The 24,810-nt window shown below is 61.2% G+C and carries 22 protein-coding genes; 5 read left to right on the top strand and 17 right to left on the bottom strand.

Annotated features, from left to right (window positions below):
• Positions 1–38 precede the first annotated feature (38 nt).
• From FSY45_RS14625 to FSY45_RS14685, 13 genes are all read right to left on the bottom strand, one after another.
• Positions 39–1,550, bottom strand: coding sequence for a DUF1302 domain-containing protein (locus FSY45_RS14625; protein ID WP_004341209.1), 1,512 nt, complete (start codon positions 1,548–1,550; stop codon positions 39–41).
• A 35-nt stretch (positions 1,551–1,585) separates the two neighbouring features.
• Complete coding sequence (locus FSY45_RS14630; RefSeq protein WP_004341210.1) at positions 1,586–2,965, bottom strand: DUF1329 domain-containing protein; 1,380 nt, start codon at positions 2,963–2,965, stop codon at positions 1,586–1,588.
• A 282-nt stretch (positions 2,966–3,247) separates the two neighbouring features.
• Complete coding sequence (locus FSY45_RS14635; protein WP_046461366.1) at positions 3,248–4,954, bottom strand: class I adenylate-forming enzyme family protein; 1,707 nt, start codon at positions 4,952–4,954, stop codon at positions 3,248–3,250.
• A 1-nt stretch (position 4,955) separates the two neighbouring features.
• Positions 4,956–6,083 (bottom strand): acyl-CoA dehydrogenase family protein, encoded by a 1,128-nt coding sequence (locus FSY45_RS14640; RefSeq protein WP_046461365.1) that lies wholly within the window; start codon positions 6,081–6,083, stop codon positions 4,956–4,958.
• Between the two features lie 132 nt (positions 6,084–6,215).
• Positions 6,216–7,412 (bottom strand): acyl-CoA dehydrogenase family protein, encoded by a 1,197-nt coding sequence (locus tag FSY45_RS14645; RefSeq protein ID WP_004341213.1) that lies wholly within the window; start codon positions 7,410–7,412, stop codon positions 6,216–6,218.
• A 12-nt stretch (positions 7,413–7,424) separates the two neighbouring features.
• A complete protein-coding gene (locus FSY45_RS14650; protein ID WP_046461364.1) occupies positions 7,425–8,492 on the bottom strand; it encodes an MBL fold metallo-hydrolase in 1,068 nt (355 codons plus the stop codon).
• Entirely contained in the window at positions 8,485–10,296 is a 1,812-nt protein-coding gene (locus FSY45_RS14655; protein WP_046461363.1) for a long-chain-acyl-CoA synthetase, read from the bottom strand. Before FSY45_RS14655 ends, FSY45_RS14650 begins: the two co-directional genes overlap by 8 nt.
• A gap of 42 nt (positions 10,297–10,338) precedes the next feature.
• Positions 10,339–11,520: an acyl-CoA dehydrogenase family protein gene (locus tag FSY45_RS14660; RefSeq protein WP_034396832.1), complete on the bottom strand. Its 1,182-nt coding sequence runs from the start codon at positions 11,518–11,520 to the stop codon at positions 10,339–10,341.
• 17 nt (positions 11,521–11,537) lie between these two features.
• Positions 11,538–12,710, bottom strand: a complete 1,173-nt coding sequence (locus FSY45_RS14665; protein WP_046461362.1) for a lipid-transfer protein — start codon at positions 12,708–12,710, stop codon at positions 11,538–11,540.
• A gap of 32 nt (positions 12,711–12,742) precedes the next feature.
• On the bottom strand, positions 12,743–13,159 hold the full coding sequence (locus FSY45_RS14670; protein ID WP_003078281.1) for a MaoC family dehydratase: 417 nt from the start codon (positions 13,157–13,159) through the stop codon (positions 12,743–12,745).
• 12 nt (positions 13,160–13,171) lie between these two features.
• Entirely contained in the window at positions 13,172–14,275 is a 1,104-nt protein-coding gene (locus FSY45_RS14675) for an acyl-CoA dehydrogenase family protein (protein WP_046461361.1), read from the bottom strand.
• A gap of 15 nt (positions 14,276–14,290) precedes the next feature.
• Complete coding sequence (locus FSY45_RS14680) at positions 14,291–15,235, bottom strand: Zn-ribbon domain-containing OB-fold protein (protein WP_046461360.1); 945 nt, start codon at positions 15,233–15,235, stop codon at positions 14,291–14,293.
• Between the two features lie 18 nt (positions 15,236–15,253).
• A complete protein-coding gene (locus tag FSY45_RS14685) occupies positions 15,254–16,045 on the bottom strand; it encodes an SDR family oxidoreductase (protein WP_034360305.1) in 792 nt (263 codons plus the stop codon).
• Between the two features lie 108 nt (positions 16,046–16,153).
• Here FSY45_RS14685 and FSY45_RS14690 point away from each other — a divergent pair, with 108 nt between their 5' ends.
• Positions 16,154–16,966: an enoyl-CoA hydratase gene (locus tag FSY45_RS14690; RefSeq protein ID WP_012837522.1), complete on the top strand. Its 813-nt coding sequence runs from the start codon at positions 16,154–16,156 to the stop codon at positions 16,964–16,966.
• A 59-nt stretch (positions 16,967–17,025) separates the two neighbouring features.
• On the opposite strand, the gene FSY45_RS14695 is transcribed toward FSY45_RS14690, so the two are convergent.
• Positions 17,026–17,427 (bottom strand): GFA family protein, encoded by a 402-nt coding sequence (locus FSY45_RS14695; RefSeq protein WP_046461358.1) that lies wholly within the window; start codon positions 17,425–17,427, stop codon positions 17,026–17,028.
• A gap of 150 nt (positions 17,428–17,577) precedes the next feature.
• Positions 17,578–18,345: an SDR family NAD(P)-dependent oxidoreductase gene (locus tag FSY45_RS14700; protein WP_046461357.1), complete on the bottom strand. Its 768-nt coding sequence runs from the start codon at positions 18,343–18,345 to the stop codon at positions 17,578–17,580.
• A gap of 108 nt (positions 18,346–18,453) precedes the next feature.
• Here FSY45_RS14700 and FSY45_RS14705 point away from each other — a divergent pair, with 108 nt between their 5' ends.
• The 3 genes from FSY45_RS14705 (at position 18,454) to FSY45_RS14715 (ending at position 21,172) form a co-directional block, all read left to right on the top strand.
• Positions 18,454–19,365 (top strand): LysR family transcriptional regulator, encoded by a 912-nt coding sequence (locus FSY45_RS14705; protein WP_012837519.1) that lies wholly within the window; start codon positions 18,454–18,456, stop codon positions 19,363–19,365.
• 44 nt (positions 19,366–19,409) lie between these two features.
• Positions 19,410–19,850 carry an acetyltransferase gene (locus FSY45_RS14710; RefSeq protein ID WP_046461356.1) on the top strand — a complete coding sequence of 147 codons (441 nt, stop codon included), beginning with the start codon at positions 19,410–19,412 and terminating at the stop codon, positions 19,848–19,850.
• Positions 19,851–20,260: 410 nt separating this feature from the next.
• The gene (locus tag FSY45_RS14715; protein ID WP_046461355.1) at positions 20,261–21,172 is read left to right on the top strand and encodes a bifunctional GNAT family N-acetyltransferase/nucleoside diphosphate kinase regulator; all 912 of its coding nucleotides are present in this window, start codon (positions 20,261–20,263) and stop codon (positions 21,170–21,172) included.
• A 161-nt stretch (positions 21,173–21,333) separates the two neighbouring features.
• Here the strand turns inward: FSY45_RS14715 and FSY45_RS14720 are convergent, their stop codons facing one another.
• Together FSY45_RS14720 and FSY45_RS14725 are read right to left on the bottom strand one after the other, a co-directional pair.
• The gene (locus FSY45_RS14720) at positions 21,334–21,711 is read right to left on the bottom strand and encodes a steroid Delta-isomerase (protein ID WP_034363650.1); all 378 of its coding nucleotides are present in this window, start codon (positions 21,709–21,711) and stop codon (positions 21,334–21,336) included.
• A 153-nt stretch (positions 21,712–21,864) separates the two neighbouring features.
• Positions 21,865–22,638 carry a 3-alpha-hydroxysteroid 3-dehydrogenase gene (locus FSY45_RS14725; protein ID WP_046461354.1) on the bottom strand — a complete coding sequence of 258 codons (774 nt, stop codon included), beginning with the start codon at positions 22,636–22,638 and terminating at the stop codon, positions 21,865–21,867.
• 154 nt (positions 22,639–22,792) lie between these two features.
• Here FSY45_RS14725 and FSY45_RS14730 point away from each other — a divergent pair, with 154 nt between their 5' ends.
• Positions 22,793–24,808 carry an NADPH-dependent 2,4-dienoyl-CoA reductase gene (locus FSY45_RS14730; RefSeq protein WP_046461353.1) on the top strand — a complete coding sequence of 672 codons (2,016 nt, stop codon included), beginning with the start codon at positions 22,793–22,795 and terminating at the stop codon, positions 24,806–24,808.
• Positions 24,809–24,810: the final 2 nt, after the last annotated feature.

A 24,810-nucleotide genomic window follows, 5' to 3' on the forward strand; every position in this document is an offset into this window, starting at 1 on the left:
AGAGCCGGGCTTTTGTGGTGTTGGCTCGTTGGTGTGGTTCAGAACGAGTACTTGGCGGTAACAGACAGCTGGTCGCGGTCGGCCAGCGGGCGTGCACGCAGGGAATCGGCAGAAGGATTGCCCAGGTAGTTGATGTAGGCCACGTTGATCGAGAAATTGCTCTTGCGAACAAAAGTCGCGCCAATGCTCAACCGGCTGTCGCTCTGGCCGCCGCCGAAGGTGCCGACCAGAGAACGGCCGCGCAGTTGCGACTGGTAGCTGATGGGGATGCTCAGATCCCAGCCTTCGAAGATGCCGGGGTAGCCCAGCGTCAGGGTCGCACCGGCCACCAGGGAATTACGGGTCTTGAAGCTCAGGTTATCGGTAGAGCTGCCATCGGCCACACTGATCACGCGAGAGCCGGAAATTTCGGCAGCCAGGGACATGTCGTCCGCGATACCGGTGCGGCCGATATTGAAGATACCGCCGACGTTGCCCTGCACCACATCGCCACGCACCGCCACACCATTGCCGTTGAGCACCGGCGTACCTTTTCGATAGCTCGCTTCACCAAATGCAGAGAACTTACCGAAGGTCGTGCTGACCGTCGTTCCCAGCATCTTGATGTCGTCGAAATAGCGAACCTGATAGCCGGTAGGTATCGCACCATTCATGTTCACGACCAGCGATGGAGTGCGGTCGTTGTAGTTCAGGTAGTACAGACCGACTTCCGTCTCGTCGGTGACGCGGTAGCGACCGCCGATACCCCACTGACCCGAGCTGCTGGGCCGGATGTCGGTACCGCGTCGCAGGCCGCGACAGGTCGCACCGTTGTAGACGCCAAGACAGGAGGCGCCGGGACCCAGGGCATTGCTGGTGCTGGTGTACATGCCGGGAGCCGGCAGCAGCGTTTCATGGAAGCCGAACTGGTAGTGGCCCAGCAGCGAGAGTTTGGGACTGACTTCCAGCGAAGCCGAGATCTGATCTTCCGGCAGAAGGATTTCCTTGACCTCAGCGCCAGGCGAAGCTGCCTTTGCTGCATCGCTGGGTCCCTGGGCCGCAGCGATATTGGCAAAGTACATGGACTCGCCCCAGTTCACCACCTGCTTGCCCAGGCGTACCGTGGCGCGGGCCTCGCCCATGTTGAAGCTGGTGTAGGCGTAGGTATCCAGAAGGCGCGAATAGCCGCCACCATAGCGTTTGGCAGCAGAGTTGAACTCATTGACGGGACCTGCCGTGCTGATCGGTCCCTTGTTGTCGTTGCGCTGGTGATATACATCGTCATAAAAGGTGCTGGCATTCAGCACAAAGCCGCTGTCACCTTTTGACAGCTTGCTTTCCCAGACGGCACCCAGTCGGTTCGCCGTCAGAGCACCTTTCTTGAAATTGTTGTTGCCGTCTGTGTTCAGCACCGGAGACGGGTTATCCAGACGAACACCCAGGCCATAGCTCACGTTCAGACGCCAGTCGAACTTGAGGCCATCTCCCAGCTCGACAGTCTCCCCCGCCTGAACTGCTCCCATACCCAAGGACAGCAGCGCCGCCACTGCGATGGGCGTGAGTTTCTTCATATTGTTTTTCATAATGAGTCGCTCGTTGATAAAACTTAGTTGCCCGCGTTGCGTGCGGCTTCTGGTGTGAACATGGCGGGCACGAGATCACCCTTGTTCAGGATGGGGCCCTGGGGACGCTCCTGAAAAAGGTTGTAGCCCATGTAGCCGCCGGAATTCAGGTCGTGATAGAAGGACGTGCCTGCATGCCAGGCCTTGATGTCAAAGGAGTAGTAGTAGTTGATGAAGGCGTGCTGCCACAACTGGCCACGCGCGTCGTACATGTCCGCGGCCACGGCCTGGCCGGTGTCCTCGTCCACGAACAGCACACGCTTGCCATAGACATGCCGGAAACCGTCCTTCAGCGTGCCTTCCACCGCCCAGACTCTGCGCAACTCGTAGCGCATGAAGTCGGGGTTGGCATGACCGGGCTTGAGCAGGTCGGCATACTTCACCGTGGGCTGATGGATCTTGTAGTTGTTGGCGGGGATATACATCTCCTTCTTGCCCAGCAGCTTCCAGTTGTAGCGCTCTGGCGAGCCATTGAAGAGACGATCCGAGTCGATGGTCATCTTGCCGCCGGTGCCAGCCATGGGCTGGTCAAAGCCATACTCGGGCACCTGGCGCACGCGGCGTGTACCGGGGTCATAGCTCCAGGCCAGACGCTTGTCCTTGCCGAAATTGACGGGCTCCACCGAGTGGGTCACACCGCCCTTTTCACGCTCGGGAGCCAGCGTTCTGGTGCGGGTATAGGCCATCACGCCCTCGACCGGCTTGCCAAGCATTTCAGGCTTGTTGACCATGTCCAGGTTCAGGTTCTGCATACGGCCAAAGCTCATGCTGCCGTCTGACAGCACATTCGCCATGTCACGCGTGATGGCCTCGGTGTAGGCACGCGTGGGCAGCAGGTTGTTCCAGATCACTTCCTGCCCGGTCTTGGGAATCGGGAAGTTGATCGCACCAAAGCTGCCCTTGATTCCCATGCCGTTATCGACGACCTCGGACTCCAGTGCATTCTTCTTCAACACTGCGCAGACCTCATCGGTGTAGCGGAAATCGCGATGTCCCTTGTAGACCGGCATCTGCATGGTCTTGGAATACTTCTGGAACATGGCTTTCTGACCAGCACTGAGCTTGTCGCCATACTTCTCCATGTTCTCTGCAGTGATCACGAACAGTGGTTTTTCATCGGCATAGATATCCACGGGGTGCTTGCCGCTGGATTGCACATGAGCCACGCCAGCAGGGGCTCCGACCCATTTGCCTGTGAACTCTGGAATCGTGCCTTCCTTGTTGCCGGCCTTGATGGCACCCACGCATGTCAATTCCTTGCCCAGCTGTTCTGCCTCGTTCGCCGGCACCTTCGCCCATACCGACGTCGCCACCATCAAACCCACTGCCGCTGCGAGTGGAGTCTTGGCTGTCACAAACTTCATCTCTGTCTCCTAGGTTCTAGAACTTATTTTTGGCGGGTGCTACAAACGAGGTACATTGCCTCGCATCACCCCATTGGTTTTGCCGTTTGCAGGCAGTTGCATACTGCGCCAGCAGGTCTCTTCAACCATCGTCTGAGTTGACTACTGACAGACCCTAGCGACCTAGTCCACATGGGTCACCTGAAGCGCCGCCCCGAATGAAAAAAGCCTGCTGGTGCACGAAGCAGCAGCAGGCTTTCGGAGCGTGATCGGGAAAGTCCCAGGACCACCCAATTCCGTGAATCAGGTCAGCAGGTGAGCGCACTCCTTGCGAATCGATGCCTTGAGCATCTTGCCTGCGGGATTGCGAGGCAAAGGCTCGGCACGAACAACGATCCGACTGGGAACCTTGTAGCCCGCCAGGCGCTGTGCCACGAACTCGCGAAGCAGCTCGGGAGTCACCTGACTCCCGGTCTTCCCGACCACCACGGCAACGACCTGCTCGCCCGTTACCTCATGCGGCATGGAGAACACAGCAGCCTCCTCCAGTGCCTCATGCTGCAGCAGACAGGCCTCGACCTCCGCCGCAGCAATCTTTTCACCGCTGCGGTTGATCACGTCCTTGATGCGATCGACGATGGTCAAAAAGCCTTCATCGTCCAGAACTCCTATGTCTCCGGTGTGGAACCAGCCGCCCTGCATGGCTTTGGCTGTGGCCTCTGCATCACCGCAATAGCGCTCCATCAGGGTCACGCCACGCAGCCAGATCTCACCGGGCTCACCGATAGGCAAGGCTGTGCCATCCAGGTCTGCGATTCGTACCTCGATGATGGGCGACAGCACCCCCGAGCTGCGCGGATGCGCCTCGAACATGCGCCCCGAGCTGCCTGCGCAGACGCCATTGGATTCGGTCAGTCCAAATCCAATGCCTGACATGCGCCCCTTGAACTTGGCCAACACCTCATCGATCAGGCGCGGGTGCAGGCCCGCTCCGCCAAAGCCCACACCGGAGAGATTGCCAGAGCTTTCAGGCTGCTCGAAGCCGGGCAGTCCAATGAGCTGCTGCACCATGCTGGGCGCACCATTGAACTGCGTGACCTTTTCCTTGCGAATCAGCTCGGCAGCCTTCTCTGGCTCCCAGCGGTGCACGAAGATCAGGCGGCGACCATGGCGCAGGCTGACCAGCAGCTGGGCATGCAGGCCGCTGACATGAAACAGAGGAACTGCCGACAAGATCGTGGGCTGCAGCTGTCGCGCCATGATGGCGGCGATGGCATCCGGCGAAGTCATGGCTGCCACTGCACCGATGAAGTCAATATTGAAGATGCCCTGGCAAACGGCGCGGTGGGTGGATTCCACGCCTTTGGCTCGGCTGGTGGCGCCCGAAGTGAACAGAATCAGCGCAGGCTCATCGGCACTCAGCTGCGGCGACACAAAGCCATCATGACCGCCTGCGGTCAACTCCGACCAGCTGATATCGCCCCCCTCGCCATCCACCACCACCACCTTGATAGCCGTCTGCGCAATGGCCTGGCTGATGCGAGCATGGCGGTCCGCGTCACAGATCAGCATCACCGGCCGGGTGTCCTCCAGATTGGCCATCAGCTCGCTGCTCAGGCCAAAGCTGTTCAAAGGCACCGGCACTGCGCCAAGCAAGGCAATGGCAGCAAAAGCCACGGCCCATTCGGGACGGTTGCGCATGGCAATCGCCACCCGGTCGCCGGGCTTGATACCGCACTGCTTCTGCAAACGACTGGCCAGTGCATCGGCTGCTGCAAAGAACCTGTCAAATGTCCATCGATCCTCGCCATAGACCATGAACTCGGCCGCACCATGAACCCGACCGGCGTCAATTACCTGTGCCAGATTCTGAAAGGCGTTGCGATAGGCTGCCACGCTGCGCCCATCGGACAGCGTGACCTGCTGCACTTCAAAAGGTGCGCCCTGCGAAGTCAGCTGCGCACGAATGTTCCTGATCTTTTCACCCATAGAAACCAAGGCATCGCTCATCTCAGAAACCTTTCAGTTGTGCAAAGCGGTTGCGGTGATAACCACCGTCGCCCAGCAGGCGTTGCAGAACGCGTGCCCGCTTGAAGAACAGGCCAATATCCAGTTCATCGGTCACCCCGATGCCGCCATGCAACTGGATCGCCTCGTTGCACAGCTTCTCGCACAAGTCAGATGCCTTGGCCTTGGCTGCGCTGACCAGCTCGGGCACCTTGGCTTCCAAACCTGAATCAATGGCTTCGAAAGCTGCCAGCACACAGCTCTCCAGCAGCTCAAGCTCCACATACAGACGTGCAGCACGGTGCTGCAACGCCTGGAATGAGCCGATCTGTACGTCGAACTGAACGCGCTCCTTCAGATAGCTAACCGTACGATCAAACACCTCACGCATCAGACCCAGAGACTCTGCGGCCAGGCAGGCACGGGCTCGGTCCAGCACTTCATCAAGCACCTGAGCAGCGGGCCGGGCCACCAACGCCATATCGGCGCTCAGCTCCACCTTATCGAACTGCACGCGGGCCATGTTACGGCTGTCAATCATGCACATGGGTTTGATGCTGACGCCTGGTGCATCAGCTGGCACCAGCCACAAACCGGGAGCACCTTCGCCAGACGCCGCCAGCACCAAAAAGCCATTGGCGCCCACTCCATCCATCACAAAGGCTTTCTCACCGCTCAGGCACCAGCCCGTGCTGGTCTGCTCGGCTAACGTGCTCAATCTGGCTGAAAGATGCTGGCCGGACTTTTCATCCAGAGCCAGTGCCAGCCTGGCCTGCCCGCTGCCCAGCAGGGGCAGCCACTGCGCCTGCTGAGCTTCGGAGCCGGCGCGAATCAGCAGCTCAGGTGCGATCACGGCCTGACTCAGCAGCGGCTGTGCCGACAGGTTTCGGCCGATGGCTTCAAACACGGCGCCCATGCCCAGATAGCCCGCAGCCAGCCCGTCATGCGACTCGGGCAGCACCGCCACGGGCCACCCCATCTCCACCATCTGCTGCCACAGTTGTGTATCAAAGCCCTGTTCCACCTTGTCATCCCGCAGACGGCGCTGCTGGGCCACGGGTGCTTCCTGCGCGAGAAAGGCAACAGCACTGTCCTTGAGCAATTCCTGCTCTTGCGACAAAAGCATGGTCATATTCTTGTCTCCATTTCAATTCGTTATCCTCAGCCTGCGCGACCACCACTGCCCAGCTCAGAGACGGCAAGCAAGAGCCCAGACAGCCCCTCCTCCCGCAGCGAGGCTGTCGCCGCACAGCGGCTCAGGGGGTCAAGGCAATTCCAGCACTCGCTTGGCAATGATGTTCAGTTGCACTTCCGAACTTCCGCCTGCAATCGTGTAGCTCTTGGAGCGCAGCCATGCACGACCTATATCGATCTCATCGGCTGTGAAATCATCGCCAGCCTCCCAGCCCAGACCGCGTAGGCCCAGCACCTGCTCCAGCAGTTCGTACTTGGCAACTTCCTGCTCGGTCTGCACCAGCTTCATGATGCTGGAGGGGCCTGCAACGTCCTGACGCGCCAGAGCCTTCTCGGTCACCCGACGATGGGTCAGGGCGAAAGACTGTGCATCCATCAGCAGTCCTGCCAGCTTCTCGCGCAGCACACCATCGCTGATCCGCCCCTGCTCGTCCACCATGTAGGGCAAGGCGGTCTTGAGTGCATCGTGCGACGGCGCACCACCTTCCGTGAACTTGGACATGGCTGCACGCTCATGCTGGAGCAGCTTTTTGGCCAGCGACCAGCCTTCGCCTTCCTTGCCCACAAGCTGTCGCACAGGCACCCGCACATCGTCGAAGAAGACCTGACAGAAACTGGACTTGCCGCTGATCAGTTCTATGGGCTTGACCGTGACGCCGGGACTCTTCATGTCGATCAGCAAAAAGCTGATGCCGTCTTGCTTCTTGCCTTCGCTGCTGGTGCGCACCAGCGCATACATCCAGTCGCCCTTGTCTCCGTCCGAGGTCCAGATCTTGCCCCCGTTGACGATATAGGCCTCGCCCTGCTCGTCCGTCACGCGCCTGGCCGAGGTCTTGAGGCTGGCCAGATCCGAACCGGCATTGGGCTCCGAAAAGCCCTGACACCAGCGCTGCTCGCCGCGCATCATGGGAACCAGATGCTCAAGCTTTTGCTCATGCGTCCCCACCTCCACCAGAACCGGCCCCAGCATCCACACGCCCAGGTTGTACTGGGGCTGACGGCAGCCAAGACGGGCCATCTCCGTGTCCAGGATACGGGCTTCCCTCGGGGAGAGTCCACCGCCGCCGTATTCACGCGGCCATGACGGTGCAAACCAGCCACGGTCGCGCATGCGCTCGAACCACAGCTTCTGATCCTCGTTCAGAAACTGCAGCTTGGAGCTGCCCCAGACCATCTCCTCTGAAACAATGGGCCGGCGCATGCTCGCAGGACAGTTCTCCTCCAGCCACTGCGCCACTTCTTGTTTGAATGTTTCGAGTTCCGTCATGGCTTCCTTACCTCAGGCCAACGAGAAATATGCAATCTTGCCCTCACCCGGGGTACGCAGCAGCGTTCCATCCTGGTGAAGCAGGTTCAAATGGGCTATCGTTTCCCCTAGGGCCATCAGGCGATCCACGGGGCTGCGCAGCCTGGGAAAGAGCACGGGCACCAGCTCGGCAGCCGTTGCCCGTCCTACCTGGCCCAGATGTCCGGTCAGCAGTGCAAACTGCTCGGCATGGTGCTCGAGCACCTGCACCAAGCGCTCATGCAGGCCGTAGAAAACGCCCTGGTGCGATGGAAGCACCAAGGTCTCGGCCGGCAGCTCACGCAAACGATGCAGCGAATCGATCCAGAGTTTGAGCGGATTGCCTTCGGGCTCGATGGGGCTGACCATCACATTCGAGGTGATGCGCGGCAGCACCTGATCACCGGCCAGCAGAATGCCGTCTTCCTCGCAATACAGACAGGCATGCTCGGGCGAGTGCCCCTCGCCCAGCACAATGCGCCACCGACGCTCCCCGATCTGCAGCACCTCACCCGGATGAATGCGCTGGTAATGGCTGGGCTGCCTGGGCATGAACGGATCCTTGCGCATGGCAGCCAGCATGTCGTCCAGCTCTTCGCTGCTCACCCCGGCACGCGCATAGAAATCGCGATGCGCCTCGGGCAGAGGATCGGGCGGCGGCCCCATCAGCGAGCGCAGCATCATGAACTCGCCATAGCTCATGAGCAGCGGCACGCCAAAGCGCTCCTGCAACCACCATGCCGCACCCGCATGGTCATAGTGACAGTGGGTGCAGATCACACGGGTCAGCGGCTGGCCGGCCAATTTCTCCGTGAAGATCTTCTCCCACAGCTCGAAGGTGCCGGGAATTCCCAGCCCCGTATCGACCACCGCCCAGCCGTCGCCGTCCCTGAGCAGATAGACATTAATATGGTCCAGAGCCATGGGCATGGGCATGCGCAGCCACAGCAGACCGGGGACGATCTCCACATGGCTGCCATCGGCTGCAGGCGCCGCAAAGGGATAACGCAGCACATCTGCGGGCTTGGCCCGTACGCGCTCCTGCGCGACGGCGCTATCCACGCAGAGCCTCTTCAAGCGTTGCAGCGGTCAGCGGCACATAGGTCTGCAGCTTGTCATTGCGTATAAACAGCGGGTCGCCAGTCTGAGCGCTGTCATAGCCCTGCTTTTGCAGATCCACCTTGCGCAGCTTGTAGTTGCCGGTCATGTCCGGCGTATCCATCAGACGCACGAACAGTGGTGCCGCATAGCGCGGCAGACGAGCGATGGCCATCTTCCAGAAGGCCTTGGGATCGAATTGGGCTCCCTCATGCATCACCAACGCTGCCATGCCCGCACGGCCACCGTGACCGGGAACCTGCACACCATAGACGGTAATCGCATCCAGCCCCAGGTAGTCTCCGAGTGCGTCGCTGACTTCCATGGTCGAGACGTTCTCGCTCTTCCAGCGGAAGGTATCGCCGATACGGTCCACAAACCAGCAGTAGCCGTCTTCGTCGCAGCGCAGCAGGTCGCCCGATGTCCACCACACATCGCCCTGCTGGAAGACATTGCGCAGCAGCTTCTTTTCGGAGGCCTCCTCGCTGGTATAGCCTTCAAAGCGCCCAGCAACCACACCGGGATACTGGATGACCATGCCGATGGCCTCGCCGGGCTCGTTCACGCCGGCCAATTGCAAGAAGCCGTTTTCATCTCGGATGTAATCGCCTTTTTCCTGGTCGTAGCGAACCAGGCGCAAATTGGTTTTTTCCCAGAAGGGAACGCGGCCGCAGGAGCCGATGCGATTGTCCAGATTGATGGTATTGGTGTTGGACTCCGTGCCTCCCCAGCCTTCATAGATCTGGAATACGGCGCCAAAGCGCGATGTCCATTGCTGCCAGATCTCCGGCGTGAGACCGGTTCCGGCCATCTTGCGCAAGCTGTGCTCCCGGTCGCAGTCCGTCGCGGGCACGCTGAGCAGGAAGCGGCAGATCTCCCCCACATACTGGCAAAAGGTAATGCCATGTGCGCGGATATCGCGCCAGAACTCGCTGCGGCTGAACTTGCGGCGCACCACGATGCGCGCTCCTGCAGCCATGGCGGTTGCCGTCAGCGACATGGAAGCCGCGCCGTGGTAGAGCGGCAAAAAGCAGTAGAAGCAGTCATCCTGGGTGATCTCCCACAGCAGCTGCATGGAGTCCCCCGCCATCAGCCAGCGTGCATGGCTGATGACCGCGGCCTTGGGCAGGCCGGTGGTGCCGGAGGTGAATATGTACTGCGCCGTATCGCCGGCCACCACGCCCTCGCGCCATGCAAGCGGTACGGGGGAGCCGTCCTGGCTCATGGCCAGTGCCTGCAGATCCGGTCCGAATTGCGACAGGACTTCCGCTGCCGCGGGCCTGTCCTCATCCGGCCAGTGCCAGTAGCTCAGCGCGGTATTCAGCCCTTCGGTCTGCGCAAAGCGCTCTGCACACTCCTCGCCCACGATCACATGGCTGGCGTTGGTCACCTCCAGTGCATGCGTCAGAGGCTTGCCCATCACATGGGTGTTGATGAAGGCCACCACGGCACCCAGCTTGGCCACGCCAAACCAGGCAAAGAAAAAGGCTGGGCGATTCTCGATGGCCATGGCCACCACATCGCCCTTTCTCACACCCTGCTCGTGCAACGCACGTGCCACTTGATTGGCGCGCTGGTTGAATTGCGCATAGGTGTAGCGCACATCGCCTTCGATCAGAAAAATGCGCTCGCCGAAATCTCGCGCACAGTCCTCCAGACGATCAGCCATGGTGTAGGGCGTATCGGCCAGGTACTTGGCCGCAATGGGCGCGCGACGATCCAGCTTGAGCTGGGTCTGCTCGCGCGACACCACAGTCGTGTCGCTCATCACATGTCTCCTTGGTATTTGTTATGTGTGAGATGTCTTCGATCAGCGCTGGGGGCGCGGCATGCCGAGTCCGAACTGGGCAATCAGCTCGCGCTGAATCTCGTTCGTGCCGCCACCGAAGGTGTTGATGGTGGAGGCGCGCAGCTCATACTCCAGCTCGCCCATCAGATAGGAAGCCGCCGAGCCACCACGCACCAGAGCGCTGCTGCCCACGATGTCCATCAATCGATGCAGCACCTCGACCACGCCTTCCGAGCCATAGACCTTGGTGGCAGATGCCAGGCTCACGTCCATGGCACCGGCTTCCAGACTGGCCGCGATGCGGAAGTTGGTCAGTCGCATGGCTTCAAGGCGGGCATAGCACTCCGCAAGACTGCGTCGCACCCAGGCCTGATCGACAGCGCGACGGCCCTGCTCATCCTTGGCCTTGGCCCATTGCAGCACCTTGACGAAGGGAGCAAACACCTTGTCCGACCAGGCCCCCAGACCCAGGCGCTCGTGGTTGAGCTGTGCAGTGATCAGCTTCCAGCCCCCATTGAGCTCGCCGATCAAACGTGCTGCCGGCACTTCAACGTTGTCGAAGTACGTGGCTGCCGTGTAGTTGCCCACGGTCTGAATCAGCGTATGCGAAAAGCCCTTGTCCCTGGTATCCACCACCATGATGGAAATACCCTTGTGGCGAGCCAGTTCCTGGTTGGTACGTGCGGCCAGCCACACATAGTCGGCAGATTCGATGCCCGAAGTCCACAGCTTCTGGCCGTTGACCACGAAATGCCCGGTCTGAAGATCGCCCTGCAGCTGAGCCTGTGTCTTGAGCATGGCGAGGTCGGAGCCAGCACCGGGCTCGGAGTAGCCAATGGCGAAAATGATGTCGCCGCTGGCCATGCCGGGCAGAAACTCCTGCTTCTGCGCCTCGGTGCCATGCTCCATCAGCGCGGGGCCGACGGTGCTGATGGTGACGAAAGGCAGGGGCGCTCCGGCAATATTGGCTTCTTCAAAGAAGATCAGCTGCTCGGTGGCCGACAGGCCCTGGCCGCCGAATTCCTTGGGCCAGCCTATGGCCAGCCAGCCGTCGCGCCCCATCTTGCGGATCAGTTCGCGGTATTCGTCGCCGCCCTCGGCACCGCGCATGCGGGCCTTGAGCTCGGGCGTCATCAACGCCTGAAAGTAGTCACGGCACTTCAGGCGCAGCGCATGCTGCTCGGGAGTCAGGTCAATGAACATGAATGTCTCCCTTGCCATCAGGCCTCGTCGCCCAGAATCAGGCCGCTGGTGGGCACGCCGGTACCGGCGGTCACCACCATGTTGTGCACGTCCTTGACCTGATTGACGGAGCTGCCGCGGATCTGGCGCACGGCTTCGGCAATGCCGTTCATGCCATGGATATAGGCTTCGCCCAGCTGGCCGCCATGGGTGTTGATGGGCATGGAGCCGCCGCGTGCATGCTCGCCGGAGCGAATGAAATCCTTGGCCTCGCCGCGCTTGACGAAACCGAACTCCTCGAGCTGAGGCAGCACAAAGGGCGAAAAATGGTCGTACAGCACTGCGCTTTGCACATCCTTGGGAGTCAGGCGGCTTTGCTGCCACAGCTGGCTGGCGACATGCCCCATTTCAGGCAGGCCGGTGATGTCCTCGCGGTAGAACGAGGTCATGGACTGCTGACCGTCAGAGATGCCCTGGGCCGCCGCCTTGATGTAGACCGGCTTGGCCTTCATCTCACGGGCACGGTCGCTCGATGTGATGACCATGGCCACGGCCCCGTCGGACTCCTGACAGCAGTCCAGCAGGTGCAGCGGCTCGCAGATCCAGCGGCTGGCCTGGTGCTCCTCCAGTGTGATGGGCTTGCCGTAGAAGAATGCGTTGGGATTGGTGGCGGCAAAGTCGCGCACGGCCACGGCCACACGGCCGAAGTCCTCGCTGGTCGCACCGAAGGCATGCATATAGCGGCGGGCAAACATGCCCACCCAGGATGCCGGCGTGTGAAAGCCGTGGGGCATGTACCAGCCATAGTTCACATTGTCAAAGAATGGCGCGCTACCAAAACCATAGCTACCGGTGCCAAAGCGGTACCAGCTGCGCTCATTCATGGCGCGGTAGACCACGACGGTCTTGGCAATGCCCGTGGCCACGGCCATGGCCGCATGCAGCACGGGGCCGCAGGCCGCGCCACCACCATGCGGAACCTGCGAGAAAAAGCTCACATTGCGAGCCCCGAGCAGGCGGGCGATTTCATACTCGGGGACCTTGTCAACGGAGTACGAGGAAAAGCCGTCCACCTCCTTGGGGTCGATGCCGGCATCGCTCAGCGCAGCCAGCGTGGCTTCCATGGCCAGACGCAGCTCGGTACGGCCCGAGTTCTTGGAAAATTCTGTTGCACCCAGACCCACAATGGCGGCGCGACCGGAAATATTCATATCGTTCACAGGAATGTCTCCGCTTGTTGTTCTTAGGCCAGGGCCACTTGCACAGTGCCGCTGACGTGAGAGCCCATGGAATTGCTGCCCTTGAGCGTGATCTGAACGCTGCGCGTGGCCTCGTTCTTCTCGGTCACGGAGCCCGTGAATTTCATGGTGTCGCCGGGATAGTTGGGTGCGCCCAGGCGAATCTTCAGATCCATGAGGCGCGCATCGTCGCCAGCCCAGCTCTCGACAAAGCTCTGCACCAGACCGTTGGTGGTCAGGATGTTCATGAAGATATGGGGCGAGCCCAGCTCGCGCGCGGCATCGCGGTCATGATGTCCGGGGAAATAGTCACGCGTGGCGATGGCACCGCCGGCAATCAGCGGCACGGTAATGGGCACGCTGACAGGCTGCAGTTCGTCACCCACGTTCACCGACTCGAAGCGAATAGATTGGTTTGCCATGTTGTTGTCTCCTTAGCGGTCTTCGGGCAGGTCGTACTTCCAGCCGAGCGTGTCGTTGTCTGCGAGCCACTGGCCCAGCGCTTGCAGGTGCTGCTCGGCGCTGCCGAGCTCGGCAGCCAGCGCACGGCACCAGAACATGAAGCGGTGAATGTGATAGGTCACATCCACGCCCATGCCGCCATGCACATGCTGTGCAACGCGGCCTACCTTCAGGCCCAGCTCGTTGGACTGGGCGCGCACCGCGCGGGCCTGCGGCGTGCAAGGCAGGCCGGCATCCAGACGCCAGACCAGTTGGCTCAGCGCGCTGCGCTGCACCTGCATGAGGATGTAGCCGTCGGCCATCTGGCCCTGTACCAGCTGGAAAGTACCGATGGGACGGTCGAACTGCTTGCGCTCGCTCACATACTCCACGGTGCGGCGCAACTGCTCCTGTGTCACGCCCTGCTGCAGGCTGGCCAGGCAGGCGATTGCCATTTCGTTGACCCAGTCCAGCGCACGGCCGCCCAGCACGGCCAGCACCGGCGTGTTGCGAAAGCTGATGTCGGCCACCGCACAGTAGTCTTCGCGCATGCCGGCCACGCGGCTGACACCATCCGCCTGCAGGCTCACCAGCACCAGCTTGATCTCATCGCCCGCCGCCGCGGCCACCAGAGCCACCCGGGCCTGCTCGCCCAGTGGCACGGCTTGCAGCTGGCCTTTGAGTCGCTCACCCTGCAGCTCAAGCGCCGGCCCGCGTGTAGCCACGGCAGCCTGCAGCGACAGAGCCAGCAACTCGCCCTGCATGGCTGACTGAACGACTGCACCCTGTCCCTCGGCAAACCTGGCAATCGCGGCCGCAGCGACCTGCTGCTGCCACAGCGGAACCTGCGCCAGCGCACGGCCTTGCTGCTCCAGCACAGCCAGCATCTCGCTCATTCCCAGACCCAGGCCGCCTGCAGCTTCCGGCACCAGGATGCTGTGCAGGCCCGCAGCCACGCACTGCTGCCACAGATCCTGCATGAAAGGCTGGCCCGAGGCATCGTGCTCGCGCAGCTTGTCGTCGGTGCAATAGTCTGCAAACAGGCTTTGCGCCATGTCTGCGAATGCACGTTGGTCTTCACTGAGTTGAAAGTCCATGACGGTCTCCTCGCATCAGCCCACGGGACGGAACTGGGCCAGAGTCAGATCACCGTCGAAGGTGTTGAACTCAACCCGCACCTTCTGACCGATCTGCACCTCGCCGGGCTTGACGCCGACCAGCTGGGCAATCAGACGCACGCCCTCCTGCAACTCCACCAGACCGATGGGATTGGGGTGATCGAAAGGCGGTACTTCGGGGTAGTGCATGACCACGAACGAGTACACCGTGCCCTTGCCGCTGGCCTCCACCGTGTCCCAGTCGAACGAATGGCACTTGGGGCAGACGGGACCCGGTGGATGGTGCAGATCGCCGCAGCTCTTGCAGCGCTGAATCAAGAGCTTGCCTTCCTTCAGGCCTTCCCAGAAGAAACGGTTGTCATCGCTCACGCCTGGTGCGGGTCGCTTGATCTTCGGGGCGGCAGCCTGCGCGGGATCGGCCTTTTGCGCATTGGCGGGGCGGAACTTGAAGACGCGGAACATCAACTGGCCGACCTTCTCGTCTTCGCCGTTCGCTGCCTTGATCGAGAAGTACTCCATGATCTGCGTGACAAAGTAACCCGTGCCCAGGGCCGTGGTCTTCTCTTCGCTGATGGCTTCCAGGCGTGTCGTGTAGTACAGGTCTTCACCTTCGAGCACATCGCGCTCGAAGCTCAGCTCGGAATTCACCGCCACGGTGGAAGGAAAGTCGTGCGCTTCGATCAGCTTCAGAACTTCATAAGGATTCTCTGTCGTGGAGCCTGGCGGGTAGTTGTTCTGCACCGGCCCTTCCATGCACCAGACCTGCAGCATCGCGGGAGGTGCAATGGTCTTGCCATCCTTGTTAGTCTTTACGGCCACCCCCATCAGCTCGCTCCACTGACGAATCATGGGGCTGTTGACTTTGTCCCAGGCATAGACACGCCCGTATTGCTTGCCCACGTATGCGCGGACCCCTGCCATCCAGTCTTGATCGGTCAAGATTGTCTCCTTTGAAATTCAGTGTTTTTGTTGCACGGATTCCGAGTTCGATGCGCTCAGAAATGCGGGGCGCTCACCACCGCCATGCAGCAGCAGATTGGTACCGCTCATGTAAGAGGCGTTTTCGGAAGCCACATACAGACAGGCATTGGCAATGTCCTGCGGCTCGGCCAGGCGACCCGCAGGAATGGTCCCGGCGACAGAGGCAATTCCAGCCTCATCCCCGAAATGCAGGTGTGACTGCTCGGTGCGCACCAGGCCGGGGCTGACTGCCACCACACGCACCTTAGGCGCCCACTCCACGGCCAGAGAACTGACCAGGCTCAGCACCGCCGCCTTGGCCGCGCCGTAGGCTGCCGTACCGGGGGAAGGACGCAGCGCGCTGATGCTGCCGATGCAGACAATCACGCCACCGCCGTCCTGCTGCTGCATCACGGCATTGGCGGCCTGCGAGGCATGCAGGGTCGAGAACAGATTCAGGCGCAGCACGCTTTCGTGAAAGCGCGGCGACACCGTGGCGGCATCCACATGGGGAGCGCCACCGGCGTTGTTGACGAGAACGTCCAGACGGCCATGGCGGCGCTGCACCTCATCGACCATGTCCTTGACGGCCTGGGCCTCGCGCACATCGCATGCAACGAAGTCTGCGCTGCTGCCATTGATGCTTGGCAACGCTTCAGGTTGCTGACGGCCGCACACCACCACCGTGGCACCTGCCGCGAGAAACGCCTGGGCAATGCCCTTGCCGATGCCCTTGGTGCCGCCAGTGACCAGCACTACCTTGTCTTGAAAGCTTTTGTTCGTATCCATGCCTGCCAATTTAGGTTTCGGCACCGGCAGCAGATACGTCCAAAAGGACGATGTTGGTCCATCCCTTGAAAACGACCATCGTCCCTGTTCAACTCCCAGGGAATCCTTATGTCGGCATCGCTTTCCGCTATTGAAAACATGGACACCGCGCAGCGAGAGCTACTGGTTCGGCATCAGGACCATGGCGTGGCCATCGTTCAGCTCAACCGCCCCGAGGCAACGAATGCGCTGAGTCTTTCTCTGCAGGCTGCGCTGTCCAGAACCTTCGCTGAGCTGAGCGCAGACGCCAGCGTGCGCTGCATCGTTCTGACCGGCGGCGACAAGGTATTTGCGGCAGGCGGGGACATCAAGAGCATGGACTCCTGCGGCCCCATAGAGATCATGAAGCGCCACACCGAGCGCGTCTGGGCCCCCATTGAGAAGTGCCCCAAACCCATCATTGCAGCGGTCTGCGGCTATGCCTTTGGCGGCGGGGCCGAGCTGGCCATGCATTGCGACATCATCATTGCCGGGCAAGGGGCCAGCTTTGCACAGCCCGAGATTCGCATCGGCATCATGCCCGGTATCGGCGGCACCCAGCGGCTGGTGCGCGCCGTGGGCAAGTTCCAGGCCATGCGCATTCTGCTGACCGGCAAGCCCGTCAGCGCCGACGAAGCCTATGCCATGGGTCTGGTCAGCCTAGTCTGTGCAGACGATCAGGTAATCCCTGAGGCGCTGAAAATGGCAAAACTGATTGCCAATATGCCGCCACTGGCCGTGGAGCAGATCAAGGAAGTGGTGATTGCCGGCATGGACGCGTCGCTCGATGCCGCCCTGATGCTGGAGCGCAAGGCCAACCAGATCCTGTTTGCGACCCGCGACCAGAAGGAAGGCATGAATGCGTTTATTGAGAAACGCCAGCCGGTGTTCAAGGGGGAGTGAACGCATCAACATCGCCTTGCACGAGGCCGGTGCAGCAGCCCGAGGGGCTAAGGCGGCCCTCATTCATTGCGCATGCAGCCACCGGCAAAGCTTGACCACAAAGGCTGCGACTCCAGATGCGCATGCTTTTGCTTGAGCGCCGAAAAAGGCGAGTCCAGCGTGCCCAGTGCGATACATATCCAGTCGGCCCAGTCACCGGCCTGTCTGGACCAGAACAGGGATGAACCGCAGTGCTGGCAAAACTGCCTGTGCACGGAAGCCGACGATGCATAGGACTTGATATCGCTTTGCCCGGAGACTATGCACAAATCCTTGCGCGGCACGGCGCCATAGCTCGCGAACGCGGAGCCATGGCTTTTGCGGCACTGCCCGCAATGGCAGTGGGTCACGGCCCTGGGCGGCGACAGCAGCCGATAGCCGACTCTTGCACATAAACAGCTTCCCAGATAGTTCTCCGGCACGACTCAGTCTCCAAATCCTCTATCCCCAACACCTGGTCCGCAGGCATCGAATATCTGCCGCTGCGTGTCTGCATGCATCCCTAATATGCCTTGACCGCCCCGGCGCTGCCGGGCAAGGCCGCGTTCCGAATGGAGTTGCCCAGCATACGCTCAGAGCATCATGCCACCAGAGACTTCAATGCGCTGGCCCGTGACCCAGTTGTTGCCATCGGCAAGCAATGCGGCAACCGCGGCACCCACATCGTCGGGGCGCCCCGCCCGGCCCATGGCGGTCAGGCCGCTGATATGGGCGTTGAGCTGCGCGTTGTCGCGCACCACGCCGCCACCGAAATCAGTCTCTATGGCGCCGGGTGCAATGGTGTTCACGGCGATGCCGCGTGCGCCAAGCTCCTTGGCCAGATAGCGCGTCATCACCTCAATGCCGCCCTTCATCACCGCATAGGCGGCGTAGCCGGGGAGGCTGAAGCGTGCCAGCCCGGACGAAGTATTGATGATGCGTCCGCCGTCCCGGATCAGGGGCAGCAGTGTTTGCGTCAGAAAGAACGTGCCCTTGAGGTGAATATCGACGAGCAGATCGAACTGCTCTTCCGTGGTTTCGGCAAACGGCGCCACCAGGCCGATACCGGCATTGTTCACCAGATAGTCCAACTGTTCGCGCTGCCAGGTATCGGCCAGCACGCGCCTGACGCTGTCGGCAAATGCGGCAAAGCTCTTGCTTTCACCAACGTCCAGGCGCAGCGCCACGGCGCGACTGCCCTGTGCCTCGATGCGGGATACCAGCTCCTGCGCATCGCTTTCGCTGTCCTTGTAAGTGATGATCAGATGAACGCCGAGCTCGGCCAGCTTGAGGGCTTCGCTACGGCCCAGGCCACGGCTTGCGCCGGTGATCAATGCGATACGGGGTGCAGATGCTTGCATGTCGGTCTCATGGAGGATGTCAACAAGCCAGCACTTTAGGTGTTCTCCATTCATGAATAAACACTTTGAAAAAGATCGCACTGTTCACTTTGAAAATACAATAAAGCCATGGATTTCAATGCGCTTCATGTGTTCACCCGCGTTGCCGAACTCTCCAGCTTCACCCAGGCCGCAGAGCAGCTCGGGCTGACCAAAAGCCGTGTGTCTACCGTGGTGCAGCAGCTGGAAAAGCAGCTGGGAACCCGTCTGCTGCAACGCACCACGCGGCATGTCCGGCTGAGCGCCGATGGCGAGCAGTTCCTTGAGCGCAGCAAGGAACTCATGGCCGACCTGGAACAGCTGCAAGCCATGTTCCAGCCTGCCGCCAGCGGGCTGCGAGGCAGTCTGCGCATCGATATGCCCAACTCTCTGGCCCGGGATGTCGTCATTCCGAAACTGCCCGAATTCCTCTCGGCCCACCCTTTGCTGGAAGTAGGCATCAGCACCAGCGACCGCCGCGTGGATGTGGTGCAGGAAGGCTTTGACTGTGTGGTGCGCATTGGCCCGCTGGCAGATACCGACCTGATCGCCCGCACCATCGGTGCAATGGAGATGTGCAATCTGGCCAGTCCCGCCTATCTGGAGCGCCACGGCACGCCCGCAACACTGGCCGATCTGTCACGGCACTGCATCATTCACTATGCGAACCAGCTCGGTCGGCATGGCGCGGGCTGGGAGTACCAGCGCGGCAAGGAGATCGCTCTACATCCCGTGCGCAGCGCCCTGGTGGTCAATGGCACGGATGCCTATCAAGCCGCCTGTGTTGCCGGTCTTGGCATGATTCAGGCACCCGTCCGGGGTGCGCGCCATCTGCTGGATCAGGGCCTGCTGGTCGAGGTCATGCCCGACTTCAGGGCGGCGCCCATGCCGGTGTCCCTGCTGTACCCGCATCGCAGGCATATCGCGCCACGGGTCACCGCCTTCCTGAACTGGATCACCGAGGTGCTGGCGCCCCATCTGACAGGCATGGACCGCTCTTGATGCCAGTCCCCGGGACAGGCATGCTTGATGTACATAATCCGGCGATGACTTCCATTCGAGCTTCCCGCCCCGACGAAGGGGCACGAGCGATCGAGATCTGGCGCCAGGCCGTTGATGCCACGCATGACTTTCTGAGCCCGCAGGATCGCTTCGAGATTGATGAGATGGTGTGCGGATTTCTGCCACACGCCCCGCTGTGGTTCGCCGTCGACGAGCAGGACCATCCCCTGGCCTTCATGCTCATGGACCAGGGCCATATGGAAGCGCTGTTTGTGGACCCCGCTTTCAGACACCGGGGCCTCGGTGCGGCGCTGGTGCGCCACGGCCTGGCACTGCATCCCGAGATGAGCACCGATGTGAACGAGCACAACGCTCAGGCAGTGGGCTTTTACGAGCGCCTGGGCTTCAAGCGCACGGGCCGCTCCCCGCATGACGGACAAGGCCGCGCCTACCCGATCATCCATCTCAAATACGCCGATCCCTGAATGGCCGGCCTGGCTGGACTACGCGCGTCGACCCGGCACGGATCGCAATATTCAGCGCTTCAAATGCTATCTAAATAAGAGCATCTTGCGCCTGTCTTTTATTGATCATGACCATAAAGCATTCGAAGTTCGAATGCAGTCAAGCGCAAGCAGCTTCTGAATACAGAGCATCGACAGCCGTCGGCAGTTGCTGTGTTGCAGCGCCGGCGCCATGGCTTCTCCGGCTCCGGGGCAAGCACCGCACGCCACACCGCTGGCTTGCCATAGACCGAGCAAAGAGATGCGAGATCAGCGCTGCGCCTGCGCAGCAGAATCTGCTTGCCTAGAATCGGCGACTGTGTCGAAAGAACCGTCATGGCCCGCGCCGTGGCCATGAAAGGCTTTCATTCTTGCAACCGACGGTGTTGAAGATGAGCAAGCCTTTCATATCCCTGTGCCCGGAAATCACGCGGGCCAATGCACTGAATCTGATGGACTGGCTGAGCGACGAAGACGTCGTGCGCCACCTCAGCGATTCGCGCCATGTCTCACGTCACATAGAGCAGCTCATCGACCGGGTTCAGCTGCCCATACTCACCCATCTCTTCAATCAGGGCGGCCGCTTCTTCATGGCCTACGACCGCGACGACCTGCCCGTGGGCTTCGTGCGCCTGATCCGCAATGGACCGGACTGCGAAATCGTGCTGGTCATCGGCAAGCGCGACAACTGGGGGCGCAAGCTCGGCGCCAGCGCCTTGCACGAGGGCATGAAGCTGGCCTTTTTCGACATGCGTGCCGAAAGACTGATTGCGAGGATCCATGCCGACAACACGCGCTCGCTCAAAGCCTTTGCGCACAACGGCTTTGTGCTGGAGAGTGAAACGCCTGCACTCAAGTCCTATGCGATGACGGCGCAGCGCTACCTCCAGCGCTTGCGCGCCGGGCTACCGGGAGCGGCGGGCGGCATTTGCATCACCGCCGTGGATCAGGCACGCCTCAGAGATCTGCTCGCCCTGGAATGGGAGTCGCAAGCGGTCGATCTGGAGCATGAAATCGAGCGTGCCGCCGTCGTCGATGCCCGGCAGGTGCAGCGCAATGTGGTCACGATGAACTCCAAAGCCTTGCTGCGCCTCGATGAGATGGCCGTCGAAGTGGCTCTGGTCTACCCCGAGGATGCCGATGACAGTGCAGGAAGGCTCTCGGTTTTCTCGGGCGTGGGCACGGCCATTCTGGGCTGTCGGGAAGGAGACCGCATCGACTGGCGGATTCTCGATCGCACCTGCCATATCCGGATCGAGAAAGTGCTCTACCAGCCCGAGGCAGCCGGGCACTTCCATCTGTAAGCCGGCTCAGGCTGGGGCATTCGCTGCACCGCCTTGAACAACAAAATCAATAGCATCTCCCGCTGTATATCAATGGATTTCAGATTCAAAGAGTCTTGTAATCCTTTTAAATCAGGCGAAGACAGCTTCCATATCCGAAGCAGTCAAGCGCCTGACTCTCATCAGATGGCGGCGTGAATATTCTTCTCGCCAAACAAGGCGCGCATGCTCACCACCTTGCCCGCGCCATTGAAGCGAAAGTGATCGATGGGCGCAATCACGGTCTTGCGGCCCTGATACTCGAAACTGACGGTGAAAGCGAAGGCCGCCTCGTCGGCAACCGCGCGCACCTCCTGCGTCAGCTCCACCGCTAGCGGCAGCTTGAGCGAGTTGGCGTAAAACGCACGAATCGCAGCCGTGCCACGCCTGGGTTCGGAGCCCACGGGGTCTTCCACCGTGGCGTCATCGGCAAACAGCGCGACGATGCCGTCCAGATCGCCGGCATTGAGCGCAGCCACATAGTGCTGCACCACGGCTGTCATATGTTCTGGAGTATTCATCTCAAATCATCCTTTTAGCAAGTGCCGTTGAAAACCGGCAATGCCCAAACGGGGGCAGCAAGCAAAAAAACCGCCTTGCGGCGAGGCCGTCGTTGCCCTCCTGCAGAGAGAGGAAAGGCGCAGGAGCACCAAGGCAAAGCGCCTCAGGAGATGTCAGAACTGTGTCGGACGCATCACAGCATCAATGCCGCCATCAATGACGATCTGCGCGCCATGCACATAGCTTGCGGCCGGGCTCATCAAAAAGGCGATGACCGACGCCATCTCGGACGGCTCGGCTCGGCGGCCCATGGGAGGCACAAACTTGGCAATGGATTCGCCATAGCGAGGATCCTGCAGGCCCGCCTGCAGCAAGGGAGTCTCGGTCGCGCCGGGGGCGATGGTATTCAGACGCACGCCGGCCTGGCCCCAGGCTGCGGTGCGTTTGCGCACAGCCACCGTCAAGGCATTCTTGCTGCCCGCATAGGCCAGATTGCCGCCCTGCTCTCCCGCTTGTTCGACAATGGCGCGGGCCTTGGCTTCCTCGCCGGCCTCCAGTGCCGGTGCCAGTGGGTTCTTGTCAAAAGCCAGATGAGCGGAAGCCACGGACGAGATGACGACGGCTGCGGGCTGATGGCCTTTTTTCAGCTCTGGCAGAAAGGCATCCAGCAGCTCGGTCGCGCCAAAATAATTGACCGAAACCACATTGCCAAGCACCTTGGTCTGCGGTCCCAGGCCGGCGCACAGCACCAGGCCGTCCATGCCCTTGCTGCACTTCGCCAGTACATCGGCAATCGCCTGCTTTCGACCTTCGGCCGTCGAGAGATCGGCAATCACTTCCGCATCGCGTATATCGATGCCTACGATCTGGTGACCGGCCGCTTCCAGGACCTTGCGCGTAGCGGCACCAATGCCGGTGGCGCAGCCGCTCATCACGATGATGGACATGTCTTGTCTCCTTTTGTCTGGGTGGTGATGGCGCACATCAAAGCCCATCATGAACAACCAGACTACATGCAAACGGACGATGTAATTCCCCTAGGGAAAATTTACCGTGGCCCTTCCTACACTGGCGCAACGTTTGCGTGTGAGGAAACCAGCCATGTACCCCCATCTCTTCCAGCCCATCACCATTGGCCACATCACCCTGAAGAACCGGATTCTGATGGGCTCCATGCATACCGGGCTGGAGGATCAGGCGCAGGGTTTCGAGAAGCTAGCCCTCTTCTATACCGAGCGTGCCCGGGAAGGGCTGCAGCTCATCGTCACCGGCGGCTTCGGCGTCAACGAGTGGGCGCTGGGCATGCCCGAGCATGCCGAGTTCTCGACGCTGTGCACGCCCGAGCAGGCGGCCCGGCACCGCCTCATCACCGACGCCGTGCATGCCGAAGGCAGCCATATCCTCATGCAGGTACTGCATGTGGGCCGCTACGACCACGGCAGCGGCGGCGTCTCGCCCAGCAGCGTGCTGTCCAGGCTCAGCAACCGCAGCTCGCGCGAACTCAGCGCGACCCAGATCGAGCAGATCATTGCCGACTATGTGCGCTGCGCCTGCCTGGCCCGCGAAGCCGGCTATGACGGCGTGGAAGTCATGGGCGGCGAGGGCTATCTGATCAACCAGTTTCTGGCGCCGCTGACCAACTTCCGCACCGACGAATGGGGCGGCGATGCCGCCGGCCGCAGCCGCTTTGCGCTGCGCATCGTGCAGGGCATACGCGCGGCTGTGCCCGAGAACTTCGTCATCAGCTTTCGCCTGTCTCTGATGGACCTGGTCGAGCATGGCAGCCACTGGAAGGAAGTGCTGGACCTGGCCCGCCAGCTGGAAGCCGCTGGCGTGAACCTGTTCAACACCAGCGTGGGCTGGCATGAGGCGCGCATTCCCACCATCGCCATGATGGTGCCGCGCGCTGCATTCAGCTGGGCTGCCGAGCAACTCAGGCAGGCAGTCAGTGTCCCCGTGGCGGCCAGCAACCGCATCAACACCCCCGAAGTGGCCGATGACCTGATTGCCCAGGGTCATGCCGACATGGTGGCCATGGCTCGCCCCTTTCTGGCCGACCCGGCCTTTGTGCGCAAGGCGCAGGCGGGCCAGAGCAGCGCCATCAACACCTGCATTGCCTGCAATCAGTCCTGTCTGGATCGCATCTTCACGCGCCAGCAGGTCAGCTGCCTGGTCAACCCCAGAGCCTGCCGCGAATGGGAATGGCCGCAGGAAAAAGCCGCAGTTCCGCGCAAGATCGCCGTACTCGGTGCCGGACCTGCAGGACTGGCCTGCGCGCGCGAGGCGGCCGACCGAGGCCACAAGGTGACGCTGTTCGAGCCCGGCATCCGCGTCGGCGGCCAGTTCTTTCTGGCGCAGAAAGTGCCCGGCAAGCAGGAGCTGGGCGAGACGCTGCGCTATTTCGAGCATGAAATCCAGCGCCTGGGCATAGAGCTGCGGCTCAACACCACACCGGACATCGACACCCTGAGCGGATTTGATCATGTGGTCGTGGCCACGGGAGTGACACCGCGACGCAGCGGCATCGAGGGCGAGAACAGCTCCAAGGTGGTGGACTATATCGAGGCCTTGCGCAGCCCCCGCTTTGTCGGCGAACGCGTGGCCATCGTGGGCGCAGGGCCTCTGGGCTTTGACATGGCCGAGCTGCTGGCCCATCACAAGTCCGACGACGGCAGCGTGGCCGCCTTTGACCGCGAATGGGGCATCGATCCCGAACGCGAGCTGCGCGGCGGCATCAAGGCCAGCAAGAAAGCCGATTCGCCACGTCAGATCTGGCTGCTTCAGCGCAGCAAGGCCGCCATGGGCAGCAGCCTGCCCACCACCACGGGCTGGATTCGCCGCACCCGGCTCAAGAACAAGAGCGCACGCATGTTCAACGATGTGGAGTACATCCATATCGACGACAACGGCCTGCACCTGCGCATACGCGGAGAGCAGCGCTGCCTGAGCGTGGACAACATCGTGGTCTGCGCCGGCCAGGAATCACATGACCCCTGGTCATCAAGGCTTCAAGCACAAAACATTGCGCACACTGTGATTGGGGGCGCGCGCAATGCTCACAAAATTGATGCAGCGCGCGCCATCGAAGAAGGGGCCGAACTCGGCCGAAAACTATAGGA

The organism is Comamonas sp. Z1, assembly GCF_008121555.1.
Lineage (GTDB): Bacteria > Pseudomonadota > Gammaproteobacteria > Burkholderiales > Burkholderiaceae_C > Comamonas > Comamonas thiooxydans.

Coding starts and splice junctions, on each gene's coding strand:
- FSY45_RS14635 (WP_046461366.1), bottom strand. CDS start 4,954: ATGAGCGATGCCTTGGTTTCTATGGGTGAAAAGATCAGGAACATTCGT.
- FSY45_RS14675 (WP_046461361.1), bottom strand. CDS start 14,275: ATGGACTTTCAACTCAGTGAAGACCAACGTGCATTCGCAGACATGGCG.
- FSY45_RS14710 (WP_046461356.1), top strand. CDS start 19,410: ATGACTTCCATTCGAGCTTCCCGCCCCGACGAAGGGGCACGAGCGATC.
- FSY45_RS14670 (WP_003078281.1), bottom strand. CDS start 13,159: ATGGCAAACCAATCTATTCGCTTCGAGTCGGTGAACGTGGGTGACGAA.
- FSY45_RS14730 (WP_046461353.1), top strand. CDS start 22,793: ATGTACCCCCATCTCTTCCAGCCCATCACCATTGGCCACATCACCCTG.
- FSY45_RS14630 (WP_004341210.1), bottom strand. CDS start 2,965: ATGAAGTTTGTGACAGCCAAGACTCCACTCGCAGCGGCAGTGGGTTTG.
- FSY45_RS14705 (WP_012837519.1), top strand. CDS start 18,454: ATGGATTTCAATGCGCTTCATGTGTTCACCCGCGTTGCCGAACTCTCC.
- FSY45_RS14625 (WP_004341209.1), bottom strand. CDS start 1,550: ATGAAGAAACTCACGCCCATCGCAGTGGCGGCGCTGCTGTCCTTGGGT.
- FSY45_RS14665 (WP_046461362.1), bottom strand. CDS start 12,710: ATGAATATTTCCGGTCGCGCCGCCATTGTGGGTCTGGGTGCAACAGAA.
- FSY45_RS14655 (WP_046461363.1), bottom strand. CDS start 10,296: ATGAGCGACACGACTGTGGTGTCGCGCGAGCAGACCCAGCTCAAGCTG.
- FSY45_RS14690 (WP_012837522.1), top strand. CDS start 16,154: ATGTCGGCATCGCTTTCCGCTATTGAAAACATGGACACCGCGCAGCGA.
- FSY45_RS14685 (WP_034360305.1), bottom strand. CDS start 16,045: ATGGATACGAACAAAAGCTTTCAAGACAAGGTAGTGCTGGTCACTGGC.
- FSY45_RS14645 (WP_004341213.1), bottom strand. CDS start 7,412: ATGACGGAACTCGAAACATTCAAACAAGAAGTGGCGCAGTGGCTGGAG.
- FSY45_RS14715 (WP_046461355.1), top strand. CDS start 20,261: ATGAGCAAGCCTTTCATATCCCTGTGCCCGGAAATCACGCGGGCCAAT.
- FSY45_RS14720 (WP_034363650.1), bottom strand. CDS start 21,711: ATGAATACTCCAGAACATATGACAGCCGTGGTGCAGCACTATGTGGCT.
- FSY45_RS14725 (WP_046461354.1), bottom strand. CDS start 22,638: ATGTCCATCATCGTGATGAGCGGCTGCGCCACCGGCATTGGTGCCGCT.
- FSY45_RS14660 (WP_034396832.1), bottom strand. CDS start 11,520: ATGTTCATTGACCTGACTCCCGAGCAGCATGCGCTGCGCCTGAAGTGC.
- FSY45_RS14700 (WP_046461357.1), bottom strand. CDS start 18,345: ATGCAAGCATCTGCACCCCGTATCGCATTGATCACCGGCGCAAGCCGT.
- FSY45_RS14640 (WP_046461365.1), bottom strand. CDS start 6,083: ATGACCATGCTTTTGTCGCAAGAGCAGGAATTGCTCAAGGACAGTGCT.